Consider the following 20,036-nt stretch of genomic DNA (forward strand, 5'->3'; position numbering starts at 1 on the left):
GGGGGGGGGGGGCCCCCCCCCGGCCGGGGGGGGCGGCCCGGCCCCCCCCCCCGGGGGGGGGGGGGGGCCGCGCCCCGCCCCCCCCCACGGCGCCATTGCGCCCGCTGCCCCTCGCTGATGCGGGCGGGGACCCCGCCGAGGACCAGCCGGGCGATGCGTTCGGGGTGGCGCCTGGCACAGCCGAAGGCGATCAGGGCGCCGTAGGAGAAGCCGAAGAGGTTGACCCGCGCTGCGCCGAGGTCGTCGATGATCCCGGTGACGGCTTCGTACAGGAGCGCCTCGTCCGCCCCGGACGGGAGCGGGTCCGCGCCGCCCATGCCGGGCAGGTCGGCGGTGACGACCGGGGCGAACGGCCCCAGGTGCTCGTCCATCTGTGGCCAGCCGTGCATTCCCTGGAGCGCGCCGCCGAGGACGACGACCGGTTCGGTGCGCGGCGCGGGCTGTGCGAGGACCCGGTAGCCGTAGCGCAGTCCGCGCACCGACAGGGTCCGTATGATCTCCTCGGCCATGGTGGTCCTGGTCTCCGGGTCAGGCTCTGGTGAGGACGAGTGCGGCGTTGTGGCCGCCGAATCCGAGCGAGGTCTTGACGGCTGCGTCGAACGCGCCCGGACGGGCCTCCTTGCGCACCACGTCGAGGGGGATGTCGGGGTCGGGGGCGTCCAGGTTCAGGGTGGGCGGTACGAGCCGGTGCTCCAGGGCCAGCGCGGTCAGCGCGGTCTCGATGCCGCCCGCGGCGCCGAGGGCGTGGCCGGTCATCGCCTTGGTGGAGGTGACCAGGGGATGCTCGCCGAGGACGCGGCGGAGCATGGTCCCCTCGATGAGGTCGTTGGCCACGGTCGAGGTGCCGTGGGCGTTGACGTGGCCGATGTCCCGGGCGGTGACTCCGGCGTCCGCGAGGGCGGTGCGCAGGGCGCGTTCGATGCCCCGGCCCCCGGGGTCGGGGGCGACGGCGGAGTGGGCGTCGCTGGAGGCGCCGTATCCCGCGACGTGCGCGCGGACGGTCGCGCCGCGGGCACGGGCGTGCTCCGGGCGTTCCAGGACGAGGAGTCCGGCGCCCTCGCCGACCACGAAACCGTCGCGGTGGATGTCGAACGGGCGGCACGCCGCCTCGGGCTCGTCGCACCGGGTGGAGACGGCTTTCAGCCGGCAGGCGCTGGCGATCAGCAGCCGGGAGCACACCGATTCGGCACCGCCCGCGACGGCGATGTCGCAGACCCCGGCGCGGAGCATCTGGTGGGCGGTGCCGATGGCGACGGTGCCGGACGAGCAGGCGGTGGAGACGGCCTGGCTCGGGCCGAGGGCACCGAGGTCGGTGGCGACGCTGCTGGCCGCGCCGTTGACGACGGTGAGCGGGGCGAGTTTCGGGGAGACGCGGCGGGCGCCGCGCTCGGCGAGGACGGTGTGCTGCTCGTCGTAGAAAGGGAGGCCGCCGTGCGCGGAGCCGATGACGACGGCGACCCGTGTGCCCTCCCAGTCCGAGGGGTCGAGCCCGGCGTCGGCGACGGCCTCGCGGGCGGCGAGGACGGCCAGTTGCGAGAAGCGGTCCATCAGCCGCGCGGCGGCCGCCCCGAGCCTGGCCGCGGCATCGAGGCCGGTGACGGTGTACATGAAGTCACAGGGCAGTCCGTCGAGTTCGGGTCGCTTCAGGACGGAGGGGACGGCAGTGGCCTCGGTGACGGTGCGCCAGGTGGTCCGGGCGTCCGCTCCCGCGGCGGTGACCAGGCCGATGCCGGTGACGGCGGCCGTGAAGGGGGTGGGGCGACCCGGGCGGGCCGTCATGCCGCGGCCCTGCGGTCCACGGCGGCGACGAGCTGCGCGACGGTGTCGCGCGAGGTCAGGTGCAGATCGTCGAGATCGACGTCCATCCGGTCCTCGATGAGGAGCCGGAGTTCCTCCAGCGCCAGGGAGTCCAGTCTGAGCTGACGCAGCGACACCTCCGGGCGGATGGCTCCGGGGTCGGCCCCGAAGTTGGCGACCAGCAAGGTGTTGATCTGCTCTGTCGTGCTCATGCGGCACTCCTGCGCGTCTCGAACGCGGTGACGTCCTGCCGCGTGAGGGTGAGTGCCGTTCGGGGGACGTCGGCCGGTCAAGAGGAACCCTTTATACGCCTTCGTAAGGATGATTCCGTTCCGCGTTCCCCCGTGCGGAGGACCGTCGTCCACGCGTGCGAATCCGCCGGGCCGCGCAGGGCGTCGCCGTGGCGGGCGCCGGGCCGCGTGGACCAGGGCCGTCCGGCCCCTCCCGCCACCCGGAGGACCACCGTAGACTCCGCGATCACGACGAAAGGCGCGATCATGACAACACACGCGAGTACCCCGCCCGGCGCGGCCCCGGCCACCGACGCGAGCGCGGTGGACGATGCGCCGGAGGGGGCGGGCGGACCGGCGCTCTTCACCACCATGTCCACCATGCGCGCCATGCGCCGCCTCAAGCCGGACCCGGTGCCCGAGGCGACGCTGGAGCGGCTGGTACAGGCCGCGGTCTGGGGACCGAGCGGCGGCAACATGCAGTGCTACGAGTTCGTGGTGGTGACGGACCGTGAGGTGATGGCCCGTCTGGCCCCGCTGTGGAAGCGGTGTGTGGACGCGTACCTGGCGACCACCGGGAAGTACGCGCCGCAAGGCATGGACGAGGCGGCCTACGGGCGGATGGTCGCCGCGATCGAGTACCAGCGCGACCACTTCGCCGACACGCCCGCACTGATCATTCCGTGCTACCGGTTCCCGGAGCCCCGGGTGGACGAGGAGGGGCTGCGGGCGTACGCGCAGGCGCTCGGCCCGGCCGCGACCGAGCGCATGGCGAACACGCAGGACCGGTTCCAGGCGCTCGCCGAGGCGTCCTGTGTCTACCCGGGGGTGCAGAACCTGCTGCTGGCCGCGCGGGCACTGGGGCTCGCGGCGAACATCACCATCTGGCACCTGATGCTGGAAGAGGAGTGGAAGGCGGCGCTGGGCATCCCGGAGGACATGCGCACCTTCGCGGTCGTGCCCGTCGGTCTGCCCCAGGGCCGCTTCGGTCCGGTCCGGCGGCGCCCGGTGGCGGACGTCGTCCACCGCGACCACTGGTAGCGGCGCCCGAACCGGCCCGCCGGCCCCGCCGGGCGCCCGGCGGGGCCGCGCCGCGGGGTGCCCGCCGGCGGTCCGGCGTTCGGACGCGGTCATCAGCACCTCGGCGGCGGGGGTCTCGACCTGCCCGTGGGCAGGCAGGCCGGAGCTTCCGCCGCCGGGCACCGCTCGAACGCGCCCCAGAGCGCCGGACCGGTTCGCCGTGGCGCGGACGGTTCCGGAGGAGCGGAGGGCGGTGGCGGCGGTGGCGGGCCGTGGACGGACACGGTGGCGCCGTGCCCCGTCGGCGGGCGCGAAGGCCGGTGCGGGAAGACCGGCTTCGGCGACGACCCCGGCGCGCTTACGGGGTTCGGGCCGGAGACGGAAGCCGGCCGCGGCGAACGGCGGGACGGCGTCCGCCGCATCGACGGTCCCCGGCGGGGCGCGACGGGCTCGGCGGTCCGGCGCCGGCCGCGGGACGATCGCGGTGAGCCCACCCGGCCGTGCCGGGCGGTACGGAAGGACGGTCGTGTGCCGCGGTCCACCGGGGACGGGCACGGCCCGGCAGGGCGGCCCGTCCCATCGGGACCCGTTCCGGACTCGTCATCAACTCCATTCGGATGAACAAGAATTGACGACACGCGATCGATGATTGTCATGCTCTGAACACACGGCTACGCTGAGCGGCCTCCGGCCCTCGGCCCCTCCGTCTCAAAGCCGCGGCCGCACTTCTCTCCCCCCACGCACAGAGCAGGAGCAGCTATGCCCCGTCGAACGGCCTTCCACACCAGAGCCCGCTCATCCGTCCTGGCGGCGCTCACCGCCACCGTGCTGGCCGCGGTCGGCACCCCGGCCCTCGCCGCGCCCGGCGGCGACCACCCCATGGGCCAGGCGTTCACGCGGGCGGCCGAGAAGTTCGATGTACCGCGCGATCTGCTCACCGCCGTCGGTTACGGCGAGACACGCCTCGACGACCACGCCGGGCACCCCAGCCAGGCTGGCGGATACGGGGTGATGCACCTGGTGAGCAACCCGGTGAACCGCACGCTGGAACGGGCCGCGGCGCTCACGGGCGCGTCCCCGGCCGCCCTGCGCACCAACACCTCGGCGAACGTCCTGGGCGGTGCGGCGGTGCTGCGGGAGTACGCCGACGAGCTCGGCCTCGACGCCCGGGACCGCGACGACATCGACGCCTGGTACCCGGTCGTCGCGCGGTACGGCGGCACGGACGGGCCGACCGCGGCCGTGTACGCCGACGCCGTCTACGAGGTCCTGGCCAACGGCCTCGACACCGTCGTCCCGAGCGGCGAGCGGATCTCGGTGACCGGCCGTCCGGTCGCCCCGCAGAAGGGCCCGCTCGTCTCCGCCGGTACGTGGGCGCAGAGTCCCGACTACCCGTCGGCGCTGTGGTCCCCGGCCCACGCGAACAACTTCGCCACCGGCCGCACCGCGAAGATCAGCAAGGTGGTCGTCCACGTCACGCAGGGCTCCTACGCGGGCTCGATCAGCTGGTTCCGCAACCCGACTTCCTCGGTCAGCGCGCACTACGTGGTGCGCTCCTCCGACGGCGAGATCACCCAGATGGTCCGGGACAGCGACACCGCGTACCACGCGCGCAGCGCCAACTCCTCGACGCTCGGCATCGAACACGAGGGGTTCGTCGACGACCCGACCTGGTTCACGGAGACGATGTACCGGTCGTCCGCCGCGCTGACCAGGCATCTGTGCGACCGGTACGGCATCCCGAAGGACCGGGAGCACATCGTCGGGCACAGCGAGGTCCCCGGGAACGACCACACCGACCCCGGCCGGTACTGGGACTGGGCGCGGTACATGGAACTGGTCGGCGGGGACTCCGGCACCCCGGCCGACGGCCTGAGCTTCACGTCCTACGCCACCCTGCGCAGCGGCTCGACCGGCCCCCAGGTCGCGGCGGCGCAGCGGCTGCTGGGCGAGCAGGGCCATCCCGCGGGGGCGGTGGACGGCTCATTCGGGCCGGTCACGGTCAGCGCGGTCCGGGCGTACCAGACGGCCCGCGGACTGAGCGCCGACGGCGTCGTGGGGGCGAAGACCTGGACCGCGCTGCTGTCGGCCGGTGAGACGCCCACGGTCGAGCAGGGTGCCTCGGGTGACGCGGTGAAGCGGCTCCAGCGCGCGCTGACCGCGGCGATGGGCTCGGCCGTCGTCGTCGACGGGAGCTTCGGCCCCGCGACGGAGACGGCGGTGCGCGCCTACCAGAAGAGCCGGGGCCTGGTGGCCGACGGCTTCGTGGGCCCCGTCACCTGGGCGGCGCTCCAGGCCGGGCGCTGACGGACCCGTGCGGCCGGGGCGGCGCGGTCCGGTGCCGCCCCGGCCGGTTCCCGGCATCGACGAGGCGCCGGAGGAGCTCGCCTCGGGCCGGGCGATCCATCAGGTCGTCGACAGCTCGGGGACGTCTGGACGTCTGGACGCCTGACGCCGTGGCCGACGGCGCTCCCTCCGGTCGTGGAGGCGGCGGCGCCGGTCACGGGGCCGGGTGCGGCGGGTGTGCGAGGGCTCACGTGGACCGCTCGTCCGCCCCCGCGGGCGGGCGCCGCCCCGCGACCTCGCGGCGGCTGATGCGCCATCCGTTCGCGCCGCGCACGACGAGGTCGTCGTACGTCACGCTCCCGCACCTGCCGTCCGCCCTGATCCCGATCCCCTTGGACCGGACCCGCACCCGGTCGCCGTCGATCCCGGTCAGGACGACGTTGGTGACGTGATGGCCGAGCGGGCCGTGGCCCCCCATCGCCCGCGCCGCCTCCCGGACGGCCGCCATCCCGTGCATCGTCCCGTGCCCCATGTCCGTGGCGTCGTAGACCACGTCCGCGGTGAACAGCTCGTCCAATCGGTCGAGTTCACCGTTGTCGACCAGGTGCCCGTGGAGGCCGATCAGTTCCGTGATGGCCATGCGGTCCTCGGCTCCGAGTGTCATCGCCCGCCCTTCCGTCGGCTCGTCCGTACTCACGCAACGCGCCCGTTATACGGGGTGAAAGGCGGGTGCGGGCCGGCGGAAGGGCCCGGGGCACCTCTCCCGCGCGCGGAGTTCATTCCGGTGGAGCAGCCGTCCGCATCGGGCGGGGGAACGGGAGTACGGCACGGCGTCCGAGGCCCGGGGCCGGGCCGGCGCGGTGGGGCCCGCCGCGGTCAGCCCGTCCCGGAACCCTCCCGCCACACCAGCGTGTACCGCCAGAACAGCCTCCGTCTGGCCACCGCGCCGGGCAGCACGTCACCTGCCTCGCGAACGATCTCGCGGAACGTGGTCCCGGCCGGTCGGGTCACGGCGGTCATCGAGACGGGGCGCGGCGCCGCGCGCCCCCTGTTCCGGATCCAGCCCACGGCGGCGTTGAGCGGAACGGACACGAGAGACAACAGGTGGTCGCCCGCGGTCTCCTCGCGGGCGAGGCCGACCACCACCAGGGTTCCGCCGGGTGCCAGACGCTCCCGGAGTCCGGCGAGGGTGTCGGTGAGCGGGAGGTGGTGGAGGACGGCGACACACGTGATCGCGTCGTACGGGCCCGTCGGCATCCCGGCCGGCGCCTCGGCGACCGCGAAGGTCACCGGTGCTTCGGGGCCGGTGAGTCCACGGGCCCGGACGAGGATGTCCGGGTCGGCGTCGATGCCGTGCACCGTCCTCGCCCGGGTCGCCAGGAGCCGGGCCAGGTCGCCGCTGCCGCAGCCGACGTCCAGGGCGCTGCCGCACCGGCGGGGGAGCTGCCGCAGGATCCACCGGTGGAAGTGCGCGTTGTGGTCCCAGGGGTGGGTGGCGTTGAAGCGGTCGAGCGCTTGGATGATCCGGTGCGACAGGGTCGTCATGCCGGGCACCGTACGGGTCCTGCGGCAGCCCGTCGAACCCCCCGCTCCGGCCGGGTGCGGCGCCGGACGGGAACGGCGGGAACGCGTACGGTCGCCCGTCGGGCCACTGCGCCCCCTGCCGCCTCGGCGGTGAAGTCCACCACCGGTTCCTCCCTCGCGCCCGGTGCGGTCATGGCCGCCGGGACGACCGGCGGCGTCAGAGGCGTCGCCAGTCGTCCCAGACGGCCGCAAGTTCGGCCTCGATCGCCGGTGCCACCGTGTCCAGCAGCCGCAGCTGTGCGCCCGGGCCCGCCAGGTCCATGCGGTACGGGTGGGGTGGTCCGCCGGGGCGGGCGCCGAGGGCGGTGACCGAGCCGATGACGCGGTTCGGCCCCAGGACGCCGGGAAGTGCGCGCACCTGACAATCCGTCAGGTCCAGGTCCTCGACCAGCAGCTCCTGTCCGTCGTACGTGACCCGGGTGGTGGCCCGCACGCTGCCGCCGCACTCCCCGGAGCGCCCCAGGACCAGGGTGTCCCGCCACAGCATCCGTGCCCCGGCGGCGAGCGCGACGTCCATGGAGCGTTCCACCCGGGCACCGTCGCCGACCACGAACGGCCGGGCGTCCCAGTGCAGTTCGCCGCCCTGCGCGATGTCCACCCGGGCCCGCCAGCTCGACGAGCCGCCCCGGTGGTGGTACGCGACCAGGCCGGACGGTTCGACCAGTTCCAGGCGGGCGCCGGGACCGACCGAGACGCGCAGTTCCAGGTGGTCGCCCGCGAGCAGGCCGGCCCGGGTGCCGACCAGGGCGATCCGCACCCGGTCGGGGGCCGGCAGCAGGGGGCGCGGGGCGAGGAAGGCGCCGGGGCGCAGTTCGCGTACGACGTGGCGGCCCACACCGTCCCGCTCCACGGCGAGGACGGTGGGGTCGGCCGGTTCGCGGCGGATGGCCGTGCTCGCGGTCACGAGTCGTGGCGGTGGCTGTGGGGTGCCATCGGTCCCGGGTCGGTGGGGACGAGGGTGCCGGCGCGGTGGCGGGCGAGCACCGACCGTACCCAGTCGGCGAGTTCGGCGGTGGACGCGGGATCGTGCCGGGAGAGCGCGAGCACCGGGAGGCCGTCGCGGGCGGCGCGGGCGTCGGCGACCATGGTGTTCACGTCGACCTCGACGTGGGGGGCCAGGTCGGTCTTGTTGACGATCAGGAGGTCCGCGCCGGTGATGCCGGGGCCGCCCTTGCGCGCCACGTCTCCGCCGCCCGCGACGTCGATGCAGAACAGTTGGGCGTCGGCGAGGGCCGGGCTGAAGGTGGCGGTCAGGTTGTCGCCGCCGCTCTCGACGAGCACCAGGTCCAGCGGCCCGTACGCCTCCTCCAGGTCCTCGACGGCGTCGAGGTTGGCGCTGATGTCGTCGCGGATGGCGGTGTGCGGGCAGGCGCCGGTCTCGACGGCACGGATGCGTTCCGTCGGCAGGACGCCGGCCGAGCGCAGGAAGCGGGCGTCCTCGTCGGTGTAGATATCGTTGGTGACGACGGCCATGGAGAGTTCGCCGGCCAGTTCCCGGCAGAGCGTGGCGAGGATCGAGCTCTTTCCGGTGCCGACCGGGCCCGCGACGCCGATCCGCAGGGCGCGCGGGAGGGCGTCGCCCGCGTGGTGCCGGTGGTGTCCGCGCCGGTGGTCGAGGTGCTGGTCAGGCAAGGAAGAGTCTCCGTTCTCGTCGTGCGTGTTCGAGTGCCCACTGTTCGGTGAGCGGGGGCGTACGGGCGGGCAGGTCGGCCGAGTCCCGTACGGCGAGGGCCTCGCGCACCGCGGCCGCGGCGTCGGGTTCGGCGGCGAGGATCCAGGCGACCGTGTCGAGGGGGTCGCCGGGCAGCAGCTTGAGCGCCGCCGAGGTGATGGTCTGGAGTTCGTCGTAGACGACGGCGTGCGCCAGGTCCGTCCCGGTCACCGCCAGGACGGCTCCGAGGGCGCCGAGCGCGACCGGCCGCAGCGGGCGGGGGCAAAGCGCGGACAGGGCGGTGACCGCGGGATGGTCCGGGACCAGCCGCCGGGCCAGGCGGTGCACTCCACGGCCGAGGGTCGCGGACGCCTCGCGCAGCGGTGCGGCGGGGGTGCGGGCGGCCAGGGCCCGCTGTACGGGCCCGTAGTCCACCGGGTCCTGCCCGGCGGCCCGCAGGGCGAGGACGGCGGCAGCCGCCTCGGTGACCGCCGCGGTGCGCAGCCGGGCCCGCAGCAGGGCGGGGACGTCGTCGCGGGTGAGGCCGGAGGCGACGGCCGGTTCCAGTCCGGCGCTGTAGGTGTACGCGCCGACCGGGAGCCGCCCGTCGGCCAGCAGCAGAGGTGCCAGTCCCGCCATCAGAACATGGCGTACCGCTGGGCGAGCGGCAGTTCGGTGGCGGGGGCGGGTTCGACGGGCTCCCCGTCGATCCGGATGGCGAAGGTCTCCGGGTCGACGTCGATCTCCGGGAGCGCCGTGTTGTTCGGCAGGTCCGCCTTGGTGAGGTGGCGGGTGGGCCGTACGGCGACCAGGTCCCGTTCGAGGCCGAGGCGTTCGGCCAGTCCGTCCTCCAGGGCCGCCGGGGCGACGAAGCTCACCGAGAGATGCGGTGCGGCATCGGCGGCGGCGGTGGGGCGCAGCAGCACGGGCTGGGTGGTGGGGATCGCGGCGTTGGCGTCGCCGAGGGGCGCGTACACCACCATGCCGCCCTTGAGCACGGCGGCGGGGCGGATGCCGAAGAAGGCGGGGTCCCAGAGCACCAGGTCGGCGAGCTTGCCGGGTGCCACGGAGCCGACGACGTGGTCGATGCCGTGGGCGACAGCGGGGCAGATGGTGTATTTGGCGACGTAGCGGCGGGCGCGTTCGTTGTCCGCGGGCAGTTCGGTGCCTCGGTCGCCGCGGCGCCGCTTCATGGTGTGGGCGACCTGCCAGGTGCGGCAGATCACTTCTCCGATGCGGCCCATGGCCTGGGCGTCGGAGGAGGTGATGGACAGGGCGCCGATGTCGTGCAGGACGTCCTCGGCGGCGATGGTGGTGGCGCGGATGCGGGACTCGGCGAAGGCGAGGTCCTCGGGGACGCGCGGGTTGAGGTGGTGGCAGACCATCAGCATGTCGAGGTGTTCGGCGACGGTGTTGACGGTGTGCGGGAGCGTCGGGTTGGTGGACGCCGGGAGGATGTGGGGGTGGGAGGCGACGGTGATGATGTCGGGTGCGTGGCCGCCTCCGGCGCCCTCGGCGTGGAAGACGTGGATGCCGCGCCCGGCGATGGCGTCGAGGGTGCCCTCGACGTAGCCGGTCTCGTTGAGGCTGTCGGCGTGCAGGGCGACCTGGAGTCCGTACGTGTCGGCGGCCTTGAGCGCGGCGTCGATGGCGGCGGGGGTGGCGCCCCAGTCCTCGTGGACCTTGTAGCCTCCGGCGCCGCCGAGCGCCGCCTCGCGCAGGCCGTCCTCGCCCACGGTGGAGCCCTTGCCGAAGAGCATGACGTTGAGCGGGACCCGGTCCAGGGAGCGGTGCATCATCGCGAGGTTCCACGCGCCGGGGGTGACGGTGGTGGCCTTGGAGCCCTCGGTGGCGCCGGTGCCGCCGCCGATGACGGTGGTGGTGCCGGTGGCCAGGGCCTCGTGCAGGGCGCCGGGCATCAGGAAGTGGACGTGGGTGTCGACGGCGCCGGCGGTGAGGATGCGGCCCTCGCCGGAGACCACGTCGGTGCCGGGTCCGATCACCAGGTCCGGGTGGACGCCGTCGCTGACGTCCGGGTTGCCGGAGCGTCCGAGGGCGACGATCCGGCCGTCGCGGACGCCGACGTCGGTCTTGACGACGCCCCAGTGGTCGAGGACGACGACATTGGTGATGACGAGGTCGGGGGCGCCGTCGGCGCGAGAGGCGGTGGCCTGGCCCATGGACTCGCGGATGGACTTGCCGCCGCCGAACACGGCCTCGTCGCCGCCGAAACAGCGGTCCTCCTCGATCTCGATCCACAGGTCGGTGTCGGCGAGGCGGACGCGGTCACCGGTGGTGGGCCCGTAGAGCGCGGCGTAGGCGGCTCGGGTCAGTTCTGCCATGTCACATGTCGTCCCTTCGTGCGCTGCGGGTGCCGGGCACGACGAGGCCGGGCACCTCCCGACGACCGCCCAGCTCGACGAGGGAGACCTCGGCTCCCACTCCGGGCTCGAAACGCAGAGAAGTACCGGAGGGAATATCGAGTCGGAATCCCTCGGCCAGGGACCGGTCGAAAGAAAGCGCGGGATTCACGTCGGGGAAATGCAGATGCGAGCCGACCTGAATGGGACGGTCGCCCTCATTCACCACGGTCAGTTTGATATGCGTTCGGGTTTCGTTGATTTTGAGTACGCCGGAACCGGTCCGGATCTCGCCGGGGATCACGGGATCGGCGCGGTGATCGTGACGAGCTTGCGCCCGTCCCGGAAGGTCGCCTCGACCTGGACGTCATGGAGCATCTCGGGGACCCCTTCGAGCACGTCGGCGCGGGTGAGGACGGCGCGGCCCTCGGCCATCAGATCACCGACGAGGGCGCCCTCACGGGCACGTTCGATCGCCCAGCAGGAAAGCAGTGCGACGGCCTCCGGGTAATTGAGCAGCACGCCGCGCTCCTTTCGGTCACGGGCGATCATTCCAGCGACGCTCAGCAGCAATTTCTCCGTGTCGGACGGAGTCAGGAACATGGGAAACCTCCGCGGCGGACAACCCCCGGAATTCCCGGAATCACTTCCACCACGCTCTTCTTATAGGCCCCCAGAGGTCACCGTGGCAACTCGATCCACACCTCGATAAGTCCCTTTCTCTCCTTATCGCCCACCATATACGGGCAAAGCAGACAAATTTTGGCCGTCGAGGGAGCACAAGAGACTGCCCTGCACCCCGGGCACGGGGTGCAGGGCAGCCTCAGAAGCGGGCCTCAAGAGCGGGCCTCAGCAGGTCACTTCAGGCCGAATGCCCGAATGATCTCCTGGTCGACGCCGAGCCCGTCGGGCGCTTCGGCGTGCGCCTTGAGCGAGACGAACGCTCCGGCCTGCTTCGGGGTCTTGAACCGGGCGGTCCAGGAGCCGTCCCCGTCCTCGCGCAGCTCCACCGCGGTCCAGGTCTTCCCGTCGTCGTAGCTGACCGACAGCGATGCCTTCGTCGCCTTCACGGCACCGGCCAGCCACTCCTGCGTGCCGGAGGAGAGCTTGATCTCGGCCCACTGGCCGGCCTTCACCGCACCGGCGAGGTCGGTGTCGATGGCGTAGTCCAGCTGGAGCAGCGGGATGTCGACCTGGAAGGGGCCGTTCTGGTTCAGCTCGCCCGAGACGAAGTTCCACTCGGTGCGGGTGCGGACGGAGGTCTTCCAGGTGTCCGCGTCACGGGTGGAGTCGAGGACGATGCGGTACGGGAGCTTCTCGGGCGAGACGTCCCAGGCGAAGCCGGCCCGGCCCTGGACCTTCTTGATCAGGGTGTCGCCCTGGTAGAAGGCGGTGCTGGTGGTGTCGTACTCGTCCATCGACATGGAGCCCGAGTGCCCGGCGCCCGAGTCCGTCCACGGGGTCAGGTTGAACTGGATGTCGTTGTAGATGGAACGGTGCGGCCCCCAGAATCCGGTGCCCAGCCGCGGGCGGACGATCGGCGCGAACCACTCGGCGGGGTAGGTGCGGCCGGCCGTGTAGTCCATCTTTCCGCCGCGCATCTCCAGCGAGGCTTCCGAGCTGTCGGCGGAGAGGACCGAGTGCTTCTCGTACCAGTACGAGGCGCCCGGGAGCGGGGTGACCCACTCCTCGCGGGCGGCGGGGAACTTCTCGTACTCCTCGAAGCCGATACCGGGTCCGTAATCCGGGATGTCGTAGCGGAATCCGGCGCCGAGCACATCGCGGTGGCCGTAGAAGGTGTTCTCGACCTTCGCCAGGTCGCGCGCCGAGGGGGCGAACTCCAGTGAACGGTCCGGGATCGCGCCGTCGTGGCGGTCGACCAGGTCGTACACGTAGCGGGCGAAGCGGCGCTGGGCCACCGTCAGCTTCTTGCCGCGCCGGGCCGTTTCGATCAACCGCTCACCGGCGAGGCGCTGCACCGAGGCCACCGGGATGGCGGCCTCCTTCCCGTACGGGGCGTAGCTCTCCAGCAGCCGTCCGTCGCCGTCGTGGACCACGAAGAGGGCCTCGGCTCCGGCCGCCACCGCGTTGGCGACCCGGTCGGCGGGGGTGACCGCGTCGCTGCGGCGGATCACCACGGCCTTGCCCTCGGCGTCCAGGCCCTGGTAGTCGGCCGCGGCGCCGTAGCCCGCGAAGACGCCGTTCAGCTTCTTCGTGCCGCTCTCGGCGACGGGAGAGCCGGGCTGCACGGTGACCGGCACATCACCGCCGTCGGCCGCCAGGTCGATCAGTTCCTCGCCCTGCCGCCAGCGGGTCAGGAAGGAGAATCCGCCCCGGGTGACCTTCTCGGTGGGGCTCGCCCACAGCTGGTCGTACATCAGCGGGATCTGGTACGCGTCGCGCTGCACGGTGCCGTTGGGCGCGGTACGTGCCATGTCCAGGCGCATCTGCCGGGTCTCGGTCTGCTTCGGCGTGCGCACGTCGACCTTGCGTGCCTCGGACGCGTCGAGGGTGACGGTGGACGGCTTGTCGAGGGCGATCTCGGGGGCCGCGAGGAAGGCGAGGGCCTTGGAGTCGGCGCGGTCTCCCGCGACATCGGCGAACGTCCATGCGGTGTAGTCGCCCGGCGGGAGCCTCAGGGTGGTCTCACCGGAGACCCGGACCGGCTGCAACTGCGGGTCGCCCAGCGCGCCGATCACCACGATCCCGTCCATCGGCTCGCCGGAGCGGTCCCGCAGCCGGAGCGTCAGATCGTAGAGCTCCCGCTCCTTGTTCAGGGCGAAGCCGGTGTGGGCCACGACGGTGCCCGAAGCGTCCCGGGCGACGACCTGGCCGGAGAACTGGGTGTTGTTGGCGACCTTCGACGGGTCCAGCGAGAGCACGGTCTCGGCGCTGGAGCCGGCGGGGACCGTCAGCCGCTTCGCCGACAGGGTGTAGGCGTCGCCGTCCGTGCCGGTGGACAGGTCGAGCGTGACGTCCTCGGTGCCGGTGTTGCGGTAGGTGATGGTCCGCTTCGCGACCGGGTCGGACGGGGAGTGCGGCCAGTCGTAGGAGGCGACCGGGACGGAGCCGGTGGCCTCGATCGTGGTGTCGAGGGCCGCCTTCACGTCGAGCCGGCCGGTGCCCTGCTGGTACGGGGTGTAGGGCAGTTCCTTGGACGAGCTCATCAGCGCGTCCTTGATCCGCTGACCGGACCAGTCGGGGTGACGCTGCTTCAGGATGGCAGCGGCACCGGCGACGTGCGGGGTCGCCATCGAGGTGCCGGACATCGACCGGTACATCCCGTCGATGCCCGGGACGGACTGGGAGGCGGCGGCGTTGATGCTCACACCCGGGGCGGACAGGTCGGGCTTGAGGCCGTGCGACCGGACCAGCGGGCCCATCGAGGAGAAGTCCGCGCGGTTGTCCTTCTTGTCGACGGCGGCGACGGTGAGCGCCTTCTGGGCCGAACCGGGCGAACCGATCGTGCCCGCCCCGTAGGCGTTGCCCGCCGCGATCACGAACAGCGGACCGCCGTCGGCGGACAGGGCGTCGACGGCCTGGGACATCGGGTCCGTGCCGTCGTCCGGGACGCTGGAGCCGAGGCTCATGGAGACGACGTCGGCGCCTTCGGCCTTCGCCCACTCCATGGCCGCGATGATGCCGGAGTCGTCACCGGTCCCCCCATCGCCGAGCACCTTGCCGATGATCAGGTCCGCGCCCGGGGCGACGCCCTTTTCGGCGCCCTGCGAGGCGGCCCCGGAACCCGCGATGGTCGAGGCGACGTGCGTGCCGTGGCCGTGCTTGTCGTCGACCTCCTCCCCGGGGACGAAGCTCTTCGCGTCGAGGACGCGGTCCTTGACGTCGGGGTGGTCGGCGTCGATGCCGGTGTCCAGGACGGCCACCTTGGTGCCCTTGCCGTCATACCCCTCCGTCCAGGCCCGCGGGGCGCCGACCTGCGGTACGGAGTCCTTGAGCGCGGCCTCCACCCGGCCGTCGAGCCAGAGCTTGCCGATGCCCTTGTCGAGCGAACGGGCCTTGGGCGCACCGGAGATGGCGTTCCAGAACGTGCGGGCGGTGTCCTTGTCGGCCTTCAGCGCGGCGCCGTGGATGCTCTCCAGGGTGCGGGTCTTCTTCGCTCCGCGCGGGGCGGCGGGCAGCGAGCGGCCCTTGCCGGCCGGGTAGGTGGCGATCAGGGGGATGCCGCCCGACCGCTTGTCGTCGTACCCCATCCGGACGAGGGCTGTGACGTTGAACAGCCGGGCGTCCAGCTTCCCGGCCGCGAGCAGGGGCAGCGCCTCGTCGGGCAGGACGTGGAGTTCGTCCCCGGTCTGTTGGACCTGCACCCCTCCGAACGCGCCGTCGGGGCGCTCCACGGTGACGGTGTCCTGGTCGCCCGGCCCGTCCGTGTAGTGCACGACGTCGCCCGTGAGCAGCGTGATGTCGTACTCCTTGGCGGGCGCGGCGGCCTGACGGGCGGTGGGGGCCGGGCCGTCGGGGGCGGCAGCGGTGGCGGCGCCCGCGACGGGGATCAGCGCGCCGCTCACCAGGGCCACCGACGTGGCTATCAGCAGGGCTCTGCGGCCCGCGCGGGCGGGTCTCGTCCCGCGGGTGCGACCGGAGGAACCGGCGTCACATGAGGGTGTGTTGGTCATGCAGCAGATCCAATAGCCGACAGCGCGGATCCGGAACGCCTCGGTCCTGTCGTAAATACGCCGTGGCGGCATTCCGCCCGCGCGATCCCCCCGAACCGTCCGCCATACGGACACCTGTCTCCGGCATACGGAGAATGGTTCAGGCCATGGACGTGACCACCCTTGTCGGCGGTGGGCCCGCCTCGTGGTGGATCGGAATGTGCGCGCCCTTGAGCGGGACGCCGCTGCCGCCGCGCAGCGCGGCCACGATCTCGGCGGCGATCGACAGCGCGGTCTCCTCAGGGCTGCGGGCGCCCAGGTCGAGACCGATCGGCGAGTGCAGCCCGGCCAGTTCCTCGTCCGTGACACCGACTTCGCGCAGCCGCTCGTTGCGCTCCAGGTGGGTACGGCGCGAGCCCATCGCCCCGACGTACGCCACCGGCAGCCGCAGCGCCCGTTCGAGCAGCGGGACGTCGAACTTCGGGTCGTGGGTGAGGACGCACAGGGCAGTGCGCGCGTCGACATCGGTCGTCGCGAGGTAGCGGTGCGGCCAGTCGACGACCAGTTCGTCGGCCTCCGGGAACCGGGCCCGTGTGGTGAACACGGGGCGGGCGTCGCAGACGGTGACGTGGTATCCGAGGAACTTGCCGGCCCGTACCAGCGCCGCGGCGAAGTCGACGGCGCCGAAGACGATCATGCGGGGCGGCGGGACGCTCGATTCGACGAACAGGGTGAGCGGCCGCCCGCAGCGCGCCCCCTCGGCACCGATGGTGAGGGTGCCGGTACGGCCGGCGTCCAGCATCGCCCGGGACTCGGCCGCCGCCGTGCGGTCCAGCTCCGGATGCCCGCCGAGTCCGCCCTCGTACGAACCGTCGGGGCGCACCAGCAGGGGGTGGCCGAGGAGTTCCGCGGGTCCGTCGGCGACCCGGGCCACGGCAGCCGCCTCCCCGCGCGCGGCGGCCGCGAGCGCGGTGGCCAGGACCGCCCGCGCGGGATCGCCGGCCCGGACCGGTGCCACCAGCACGTCGATGGCGCCGCCGCAGGTCAGACCCACCGCGAAGGCGTCGTCGTCGCCGTAGCCGAAGCGTTCGCGGACGGCCGGGCCGCCGTCCAGTGCCCGCTCGCACAGTTCGTACACCGCGCCCTCCACGCACCCGCCGGAGACCGACCCGATCACCGTGCCGTCGCGGTCGACCGCGAGCGCGGCGCCCGGTTGCCGGGGCGCGCTGCCGTCGACCGCGACGACGGTGGCGACGGCGAAGTCGCGTCCCTGCCCGGCCCACCGGCTCAGCTCTTCGGCGATGTCCAGCATGGCGATTCTCCTTGGCTGCGGGTGGGCGGAGGAGCCGCGGGAGTTGGGCCGACGCCCGCGTCGGCGCCGCGGCGGACCGGTGGTGGCGTACGGCCGGCCGGCGCCGGAACGACTCTCCTCCGGGCCGGGCGCGACGTACGGGACGAACACTCCGGTCCGTACCCCGTTCCGGCGCTCCGCTCCCCCGTTCCACCCGGAAACGGGGGAACGGGGGAACGGGGGCTCACATCCCGGTGAGGTGCTCCGGACGCACCGGGGTCCGGTCGAGCGCCAGCCCGGTCGCGTCGCGGATCGCCGCGAGGACGGCCGGGGTCGACGACAGGGTGGGGGCCTCGCCGATGCCGCGCAGCCCGTACGGGGCGTGGTCGTCGGCGAGTTCGAGCACGTCGACCGGGATGGCCGGGGTGTCGAGGATGGTGGGGATCAGATAGTCCGTGAAGGACGGGTTGCGCACCTTCGCGGTCCCGGGGTCGACGACGATCTCCTCCATGACCGCGATGCCCAGGCCCTGGGCGCTGCCGCCCTGGATCTGCCCCTCGACGGACAGCGGGTTGAGCGCCTTGCCGACATCCTGGGCGCAGGCCAGTTCGACGACCTTGACCAGCCCGAGTTCGGTGTCGACCTCGACGACCGCGCGGTGGGCGGCGAAGGAGTACTGGACGTGGCCGTTGCCCTGTCCGGTGCGCACATCGAACGCCTCGGTGGGACGGTGGCGCCATTCCAGCTCGGCCTCGACCGCCTCGTCCTCCAGCACGTCCGCCAGGCCGGCCAGCACCTCGCCGCCGTCGGTGACGACGCTGCCGCCCTCCAGGCGCAGTCCGGCGGTGGTCCAGGCGGGGTGGTACGGCCCGAACCTGCGGCGGCCCAGCTCAAGGACCCTTTCGCGGACGGCCTCGCACGCGTGCTTCACGGCGCCCCCGGTGACGTACGTCTGCCGGGACGCGGACGTGGAACCGGCCGAGCCGACCCGGGTGTCGGCGGGCTGGATGGTGACGCGGCCGACGCCGAGTTCGGTGCGGGCGATCTGGGCGTGCACGGTGACGCCGCCCTGGCCGACCTCCGCCATGGCGGTGTGCACGGTCGCGACGGGTTCGCCGCCGACGACCTCCATGCGCACCCGGGCGGTGGAGTAGTCGTCGAAGCCCTCGGAGAAGCCGACGTTCTTGATGCCGACCGCGTAGCCGATGCCGCGCACGACGGCTTCGCCGTGGGTGGTGTTGGACAGTCCGCCGGGCAGGGCCCGCACATCGGGGGGCTCGCCGGCCGTCTCCCACTGCCGTTCGGGCGGCAGCGGCCTGGCCTTGACCCGGCGCAGCAGTTCGGCGACCGGGGCGGGCGAGTCGACGACCTGCCCGGTCGGCAGGACGCTGCCCTGTTCCATGGCGTTGATCTGCCGGAACTCGACGGGATCCATGCCGAGTTCGGCGGCCAGCTTGTCCATCTGGGCCTCGTAGGCGAAGCACGCCTGTACGGCCCCGAAGCCGCGCATGGCCCCGCAGGGCGGGTTGTTGGTGTAGAGCGCGATCGCCTCGACGTCGACGTCGTCGACGACGTACGGGCCGATGCCGAGCGAGGCGGCGTTGCCGACGACGGCCGGGGAGGAGGAGGCGTAGGCCCCGCCGTCCAGCACGATGCGGCACTTCACATGGGTCAGCCTGCCGTCGCGGGTGGCCCCGTGCTCGTAACGGAGTCTCGCCGGGTGGCGGTGGACGTGGCCGAAGAAGGACTCGAAGCGGTTGTAGACCATCTTGACCGGCCGGCCGGTGCGCAGGGCGAGGAGGCAGGCGTGGATCTGCATCGACAGGTCCTCCCGCCCGCCGAAGGCGCCGCCGACCCCGGCGAGCGTCATGCGGACCTTGTCCTCGGGCAGGCCGAGGACGGGGGCGATCTGGCGCAGGTCGGCATGGAGCCACTGGGTGGCGACGTAGAGGTCGACGCCTCCGTCCTCGGCGGGCACGGCCAGCCCGGACTCGGGCCCGAGGAACGCCTGGTCCTGCATGCCGAAGACGTATTCGCCGCTGACCACGACATCGGCGCGGGCCGCCGCCGCGTCCGCGTCGCCGCGGACGATGGGCTGACGGTGGACGATGTTGGGGTGCGGTACGTGCCCGGCGTGGTGGTCGGTGCGGTGCTCGTGGACGAGGGGGGCGCCGGGGGCCAGTGCGGACGCCTCGTCGGTGACGAGGGGGAGTTCGCGGTAGTCGATCCTGATCCTGGCGGCGGCGCGGCGTGCGGTCTCGGGGTGGTCGGCGGCGACGAGCGCCACGGGTTCGCCGTGGTGGCGGACCTTGCCGTGGGCGAGGGCCGGGGTGTCGCGGATCTCCAGCCCGTAGTGCTTGACGGGGGCGGGCAGGTCGTCGTGGGTGAGTACGGCGTGGACGCCGGGTGTGGCGAGCGCCTCCGAGATGTCGATGGAGACGATCTCGGCGTGTGCGGTCTCGGAGCGCAGGGTGTGGCCCCAGAGCATGTCCTCGTGCCACAGGTCGGAGGAGTACGCGAACTCGCCGGTGACCTTCAGGACGCCGTCGGGGCGCGGGGTGGACTCGCCGATGCCGCCGTTGGCGCCGGTGTGCTGGTCGATGCCGGTGGGACCGCCGGTGACGTGCATGGTCAGTCCGTCCCTTCCGCGCGCGTGGCCGCGAGGCGGACCGCGTCGAGGATCTTCTCGTAGCCGGTGCAGCGGCAGAGGTTTCCGGACAGCGCCTCGCGGATGTCCGCGTCGCACGGTCGCGGGTTGCGTTCGAGCAGTTCGTCGGCGGCGACCAGCAGCCCGGGGGTGCAGAAGCCGCACTGCACGGCCCCGGCGTCGATGAAGGCCCGCTGGATCGGCGCGAGTCCGCCGCCTTCGCGGGGCTCCTGCCCGGCCGGCTCCGGCCGCCGCCGGGCCGGTTCGCCCGCGGTGCCGTCGTCCCCGGCACACGCGCGGGAGCGCCGGGCGGCGAAGGCGGCGAGGCCCTCCACGGTGATGACCTCGCGGCCCTCGGCCTGGCCCGCCGCGACCAGACAGGAACAGACCGGAACCCCGTCCAGCCGGACCGTGCACGATCCGCATTCGCCCTGTTCGCAGGCGTTCTTCGAGCCGGGCAGGCCCATCCGCTCGCGCAGGACGTGGAGGAGGGACTCGCCCTCCCAGACGTCGTCCACCTCGTACCGGCGGCCGTTGACGGTGAGACCGACACGCAT

The 20,036-nt window shown here is 73.1% G+C and carries 17 protein-coding genes; 2 read left to right on the forward strand and 15 right to left on the reverse strand.

Annotated elements, in window-relative coordinates; translation table 11 throughout:
• The 3 genes from ACIHCL_RS22400 to ACIHCL_RS22410 form a co-directional block, all read right to left on the reverse strand.
• Nucleotides 1–509 (reverse strand): alpha/beta fold hydrolase (locus ACIHCL_RS22400; protein ID WP_399864222.1); only part of this gene is annotated, 509 nt, incomplete at its 3' end.
• A 19-nt stretch (nucleotides 510–528) separates the two neighbouring features.
• Nucleotides 529–1,779 (reverse strand): beta-ketoacyl-[acyl-carrier-protein] synthase family protein, encoded by a 1,251-nt coding sequence (locus ACIHCL_RS22405; RefSeq protein WP_399864223.1) that lies wholly within the window; start codon nucleotides 1,777–1,779, stop codon nucleotides 529–531.
• Nucleotides 1,776–2,009 carry an acyl carrier protein gene (locus ACIHCL_RS22410; RefSeq protein WP_399864225.1) on the reverse strand — a complete coding sequence of 78 codons (234 nt, stop codon included), beginning with the start codon at nucleotides 2,007–2,009 and terminating at the stop codon, nucleotides 1,776–1,778. Before ACIHCL_RS22410 ends, ACIHCL_RS22405 begins: the two co-directional genes overlap by 4 nt.
• 390 nt (nucleotides 2,010–2,399) lie before the next feature.
• On the opposite strand from ACIHCL_RS22410, the gene ACIHCL_RS22415 reads away from it, so the two are divergent.
• Nucleotides 2,400–3,068 carry a nitroreductase family protein gene (locus tag ACIHCL_RS22415; protein ID WP_399864403.1) on the forward strand — a complete coding sequence of 223 codons (669 nt, stop codon included), beginning with the start codon at nucleotides 2,400–2,402 and terminating at the stop codon, nucleotides 3,066–3,068.
• A 738-nt stretch (nucleotides 3,069–3,806) separates the two neighbouring features.
• On the forward strand, nucleotides 3,807–5,354 hold the full coding sequence (locus tag ACIHCL_RS22420; RefSeq protein WP_399864227.1) for a peptidoglycan-binding protein: 1,548 nt from the start codon (nucleotides 3,807–3,809) through the stop codon (nucleotides 5,352–5,354).
• A gap of 226 nt (nucleotides 5,355–5,580) precedes the next feature.
• On the opposite strand, the gene ACIHCL_RS22425 is transcribed toward ACIHCL_RS22420, so the two are convergent.
• From ACIHCL_RS22425 to ACIHCL_RS22480, 12 genes are all read right to left on the reverse strand, one after another.
• Nucleotides 5,581–5,997, reverse strand: a complete 417-nt coding sequence (locus ACIHCL_RS22425) for a nuclear transport factor 2 family protein (RefSeq protein WP_399864228.1) — start codon at nucleotides 5,995–5,997, stop codon at nucleotides 5,581–5,583.
• 212 nt (nucleotides 5,998–6,209) lie between these two features.
• Nucleotides 6,210–6,878: a class I SAM-dependent methyltransferase gene (locus tag ACIHCL_RS22430; RefSeq protein ID WP_399864229.1), complete on the reverse strand. Its 669-nt coding sequence runs from the start codon at nucleotides 6,876–6,878 to the stop codon at nucleotides 6,210–6,212.
• A 196-nt stretch (nucleotides 6,879–7,074) separates the two neighbouring features.
• Complete coding sequence (locus ACIHCL_RS22435; protein ID WP_399864230.1) at nucleotides 7,075–7,821, reverse strand: urease accessory protein UreD; 747 nt, start codon at nucleotides 7,819–7,821, stop codon at nucleotides 7,075–7,077.
• The gene (ureG, locus tag ACIHCL_RS22440) at nucleotides 7,818–8,549 is read right to left on the reverse strand and encodes an urease accessory protein UreG (protein ID WP_399864231.1); all 732 of its coding nucleotides are present in this window, start codon (nucleotides 8,547–8,549) and stop codon (nucleotides 7,818–7,820) included. The genes ACIHCL_RS22435 and ureG overlap by 4 nt, the downstream gene beginning before the upstream one ends.
• The gene (locus ACIHCL_RS22445) at nucleotides 8,542–9,207 is read right to left on the reverse strand and encodes an urease accessory protein UreF (protein ID WP_399864232.1); all 666 of its coding nucleotides are present in this window, start codon (nucleotides 9,205–9,207) and stop codon (nucleotides 8,542–8,544) included. The genes ureG and ACIHCL_RS22445 overlap by 8 nt, the downstream gene beginning before the upstream one ends.
• A complete protein-coding gene (locus ACIHCL_RS22450; RefSeq protein WP_399864234.1) occupies nucleotides 9,207–10,910 on the reverse strand; it encodes an urease subunit alpha in 1,704 nt (567 codons plus the stop codon). The genes ACIHCL_RS22445 and ACIHCL_RS22450 overlap by 1 nt, the downstream gene beginning before the upstream one ends.
• Nucleotide 10,911: 1 nt before the next feature.
• Entirely contained in the window at nucleotides 10,912–11,232 is a 321-nt protein-coding gene (locus tag ACIHCL_RS22455; RefSeq protein ID WP_399864236.1) for an urease subunit beta, read from the reverse strand.
• Nucleotides 11,229–11,531, reverse strand: a complete 303-nt coding sequence (locus ACIHCL_RS22460; protein ID WP_399864238.1) for an urease subunit gamma — start codon at nucleotides 11,529–11,531, stop codon at nucleotides 11,229–11,231. Before ACIHCL_RS22460 ends, ACIHCL_RS22455 begins: the two co-directional genes overlap by 4 nt.
• 254 nt (nucleotides 11,532–11,785) lie before the next feature.
• Complete coding sequence (locus ACIHCL_RS22465) at nucleotides 11,786–15,562, reverse strand: S8 family serine peptidase (protein WP_399864240.1); 3,777 nt, start codon at nucleotides 15,560–15,562, stop codon at nucleotides 11,786–11,788.
• A gap of 139 nt (nucleotides 15,563–15,701) precedes the next feature.
• The gene (locus ACIHCL_RS22470) at nucleotides 15,702–16,853 is read right to left on the reverse strand and encodes an XdhC family protein (RefSeq protein ID WP_399864241.1); all 1,152 of its coding nucleotides are present in this window, start codon (nucleotides 16,851–16,853) and stop codon (nucleotides 15,702–15,704) included.
• Between the two features lie 223 nt (nucleotides 16,854–17,076).
• Entirely contained in the window at nucleotides 17,077–19,461 is a 2,385-nt protein-coding gene (locus ACIHCL_RS22475; protein ID WP_399864242.1) for a xanthine dehydrogenase family protein molybdopterin-binding subunit, read from the reverse strand.
• Between the two features lie 2 nt (nucleotides 19,462–19,463).
• A complete protein-coding gene (locus tag ACIHCL_RS22480) occupies nucleotides 19,464–20,036 on the reverse strand; it encodes a (2Fe-2S)-binding protein (protein ID WP_399864243.1) in 573 nt (190 codons plus the stop codon).

Source organism: Streptomyces sp. NPDC052042 (assembly GCF_044548345.1).
Taxonomy (GTDB): Bacteria; Actinomycetota; Actinomycetes; order Streptomycetales; family Streptomycetaceae; genus Streptomyces.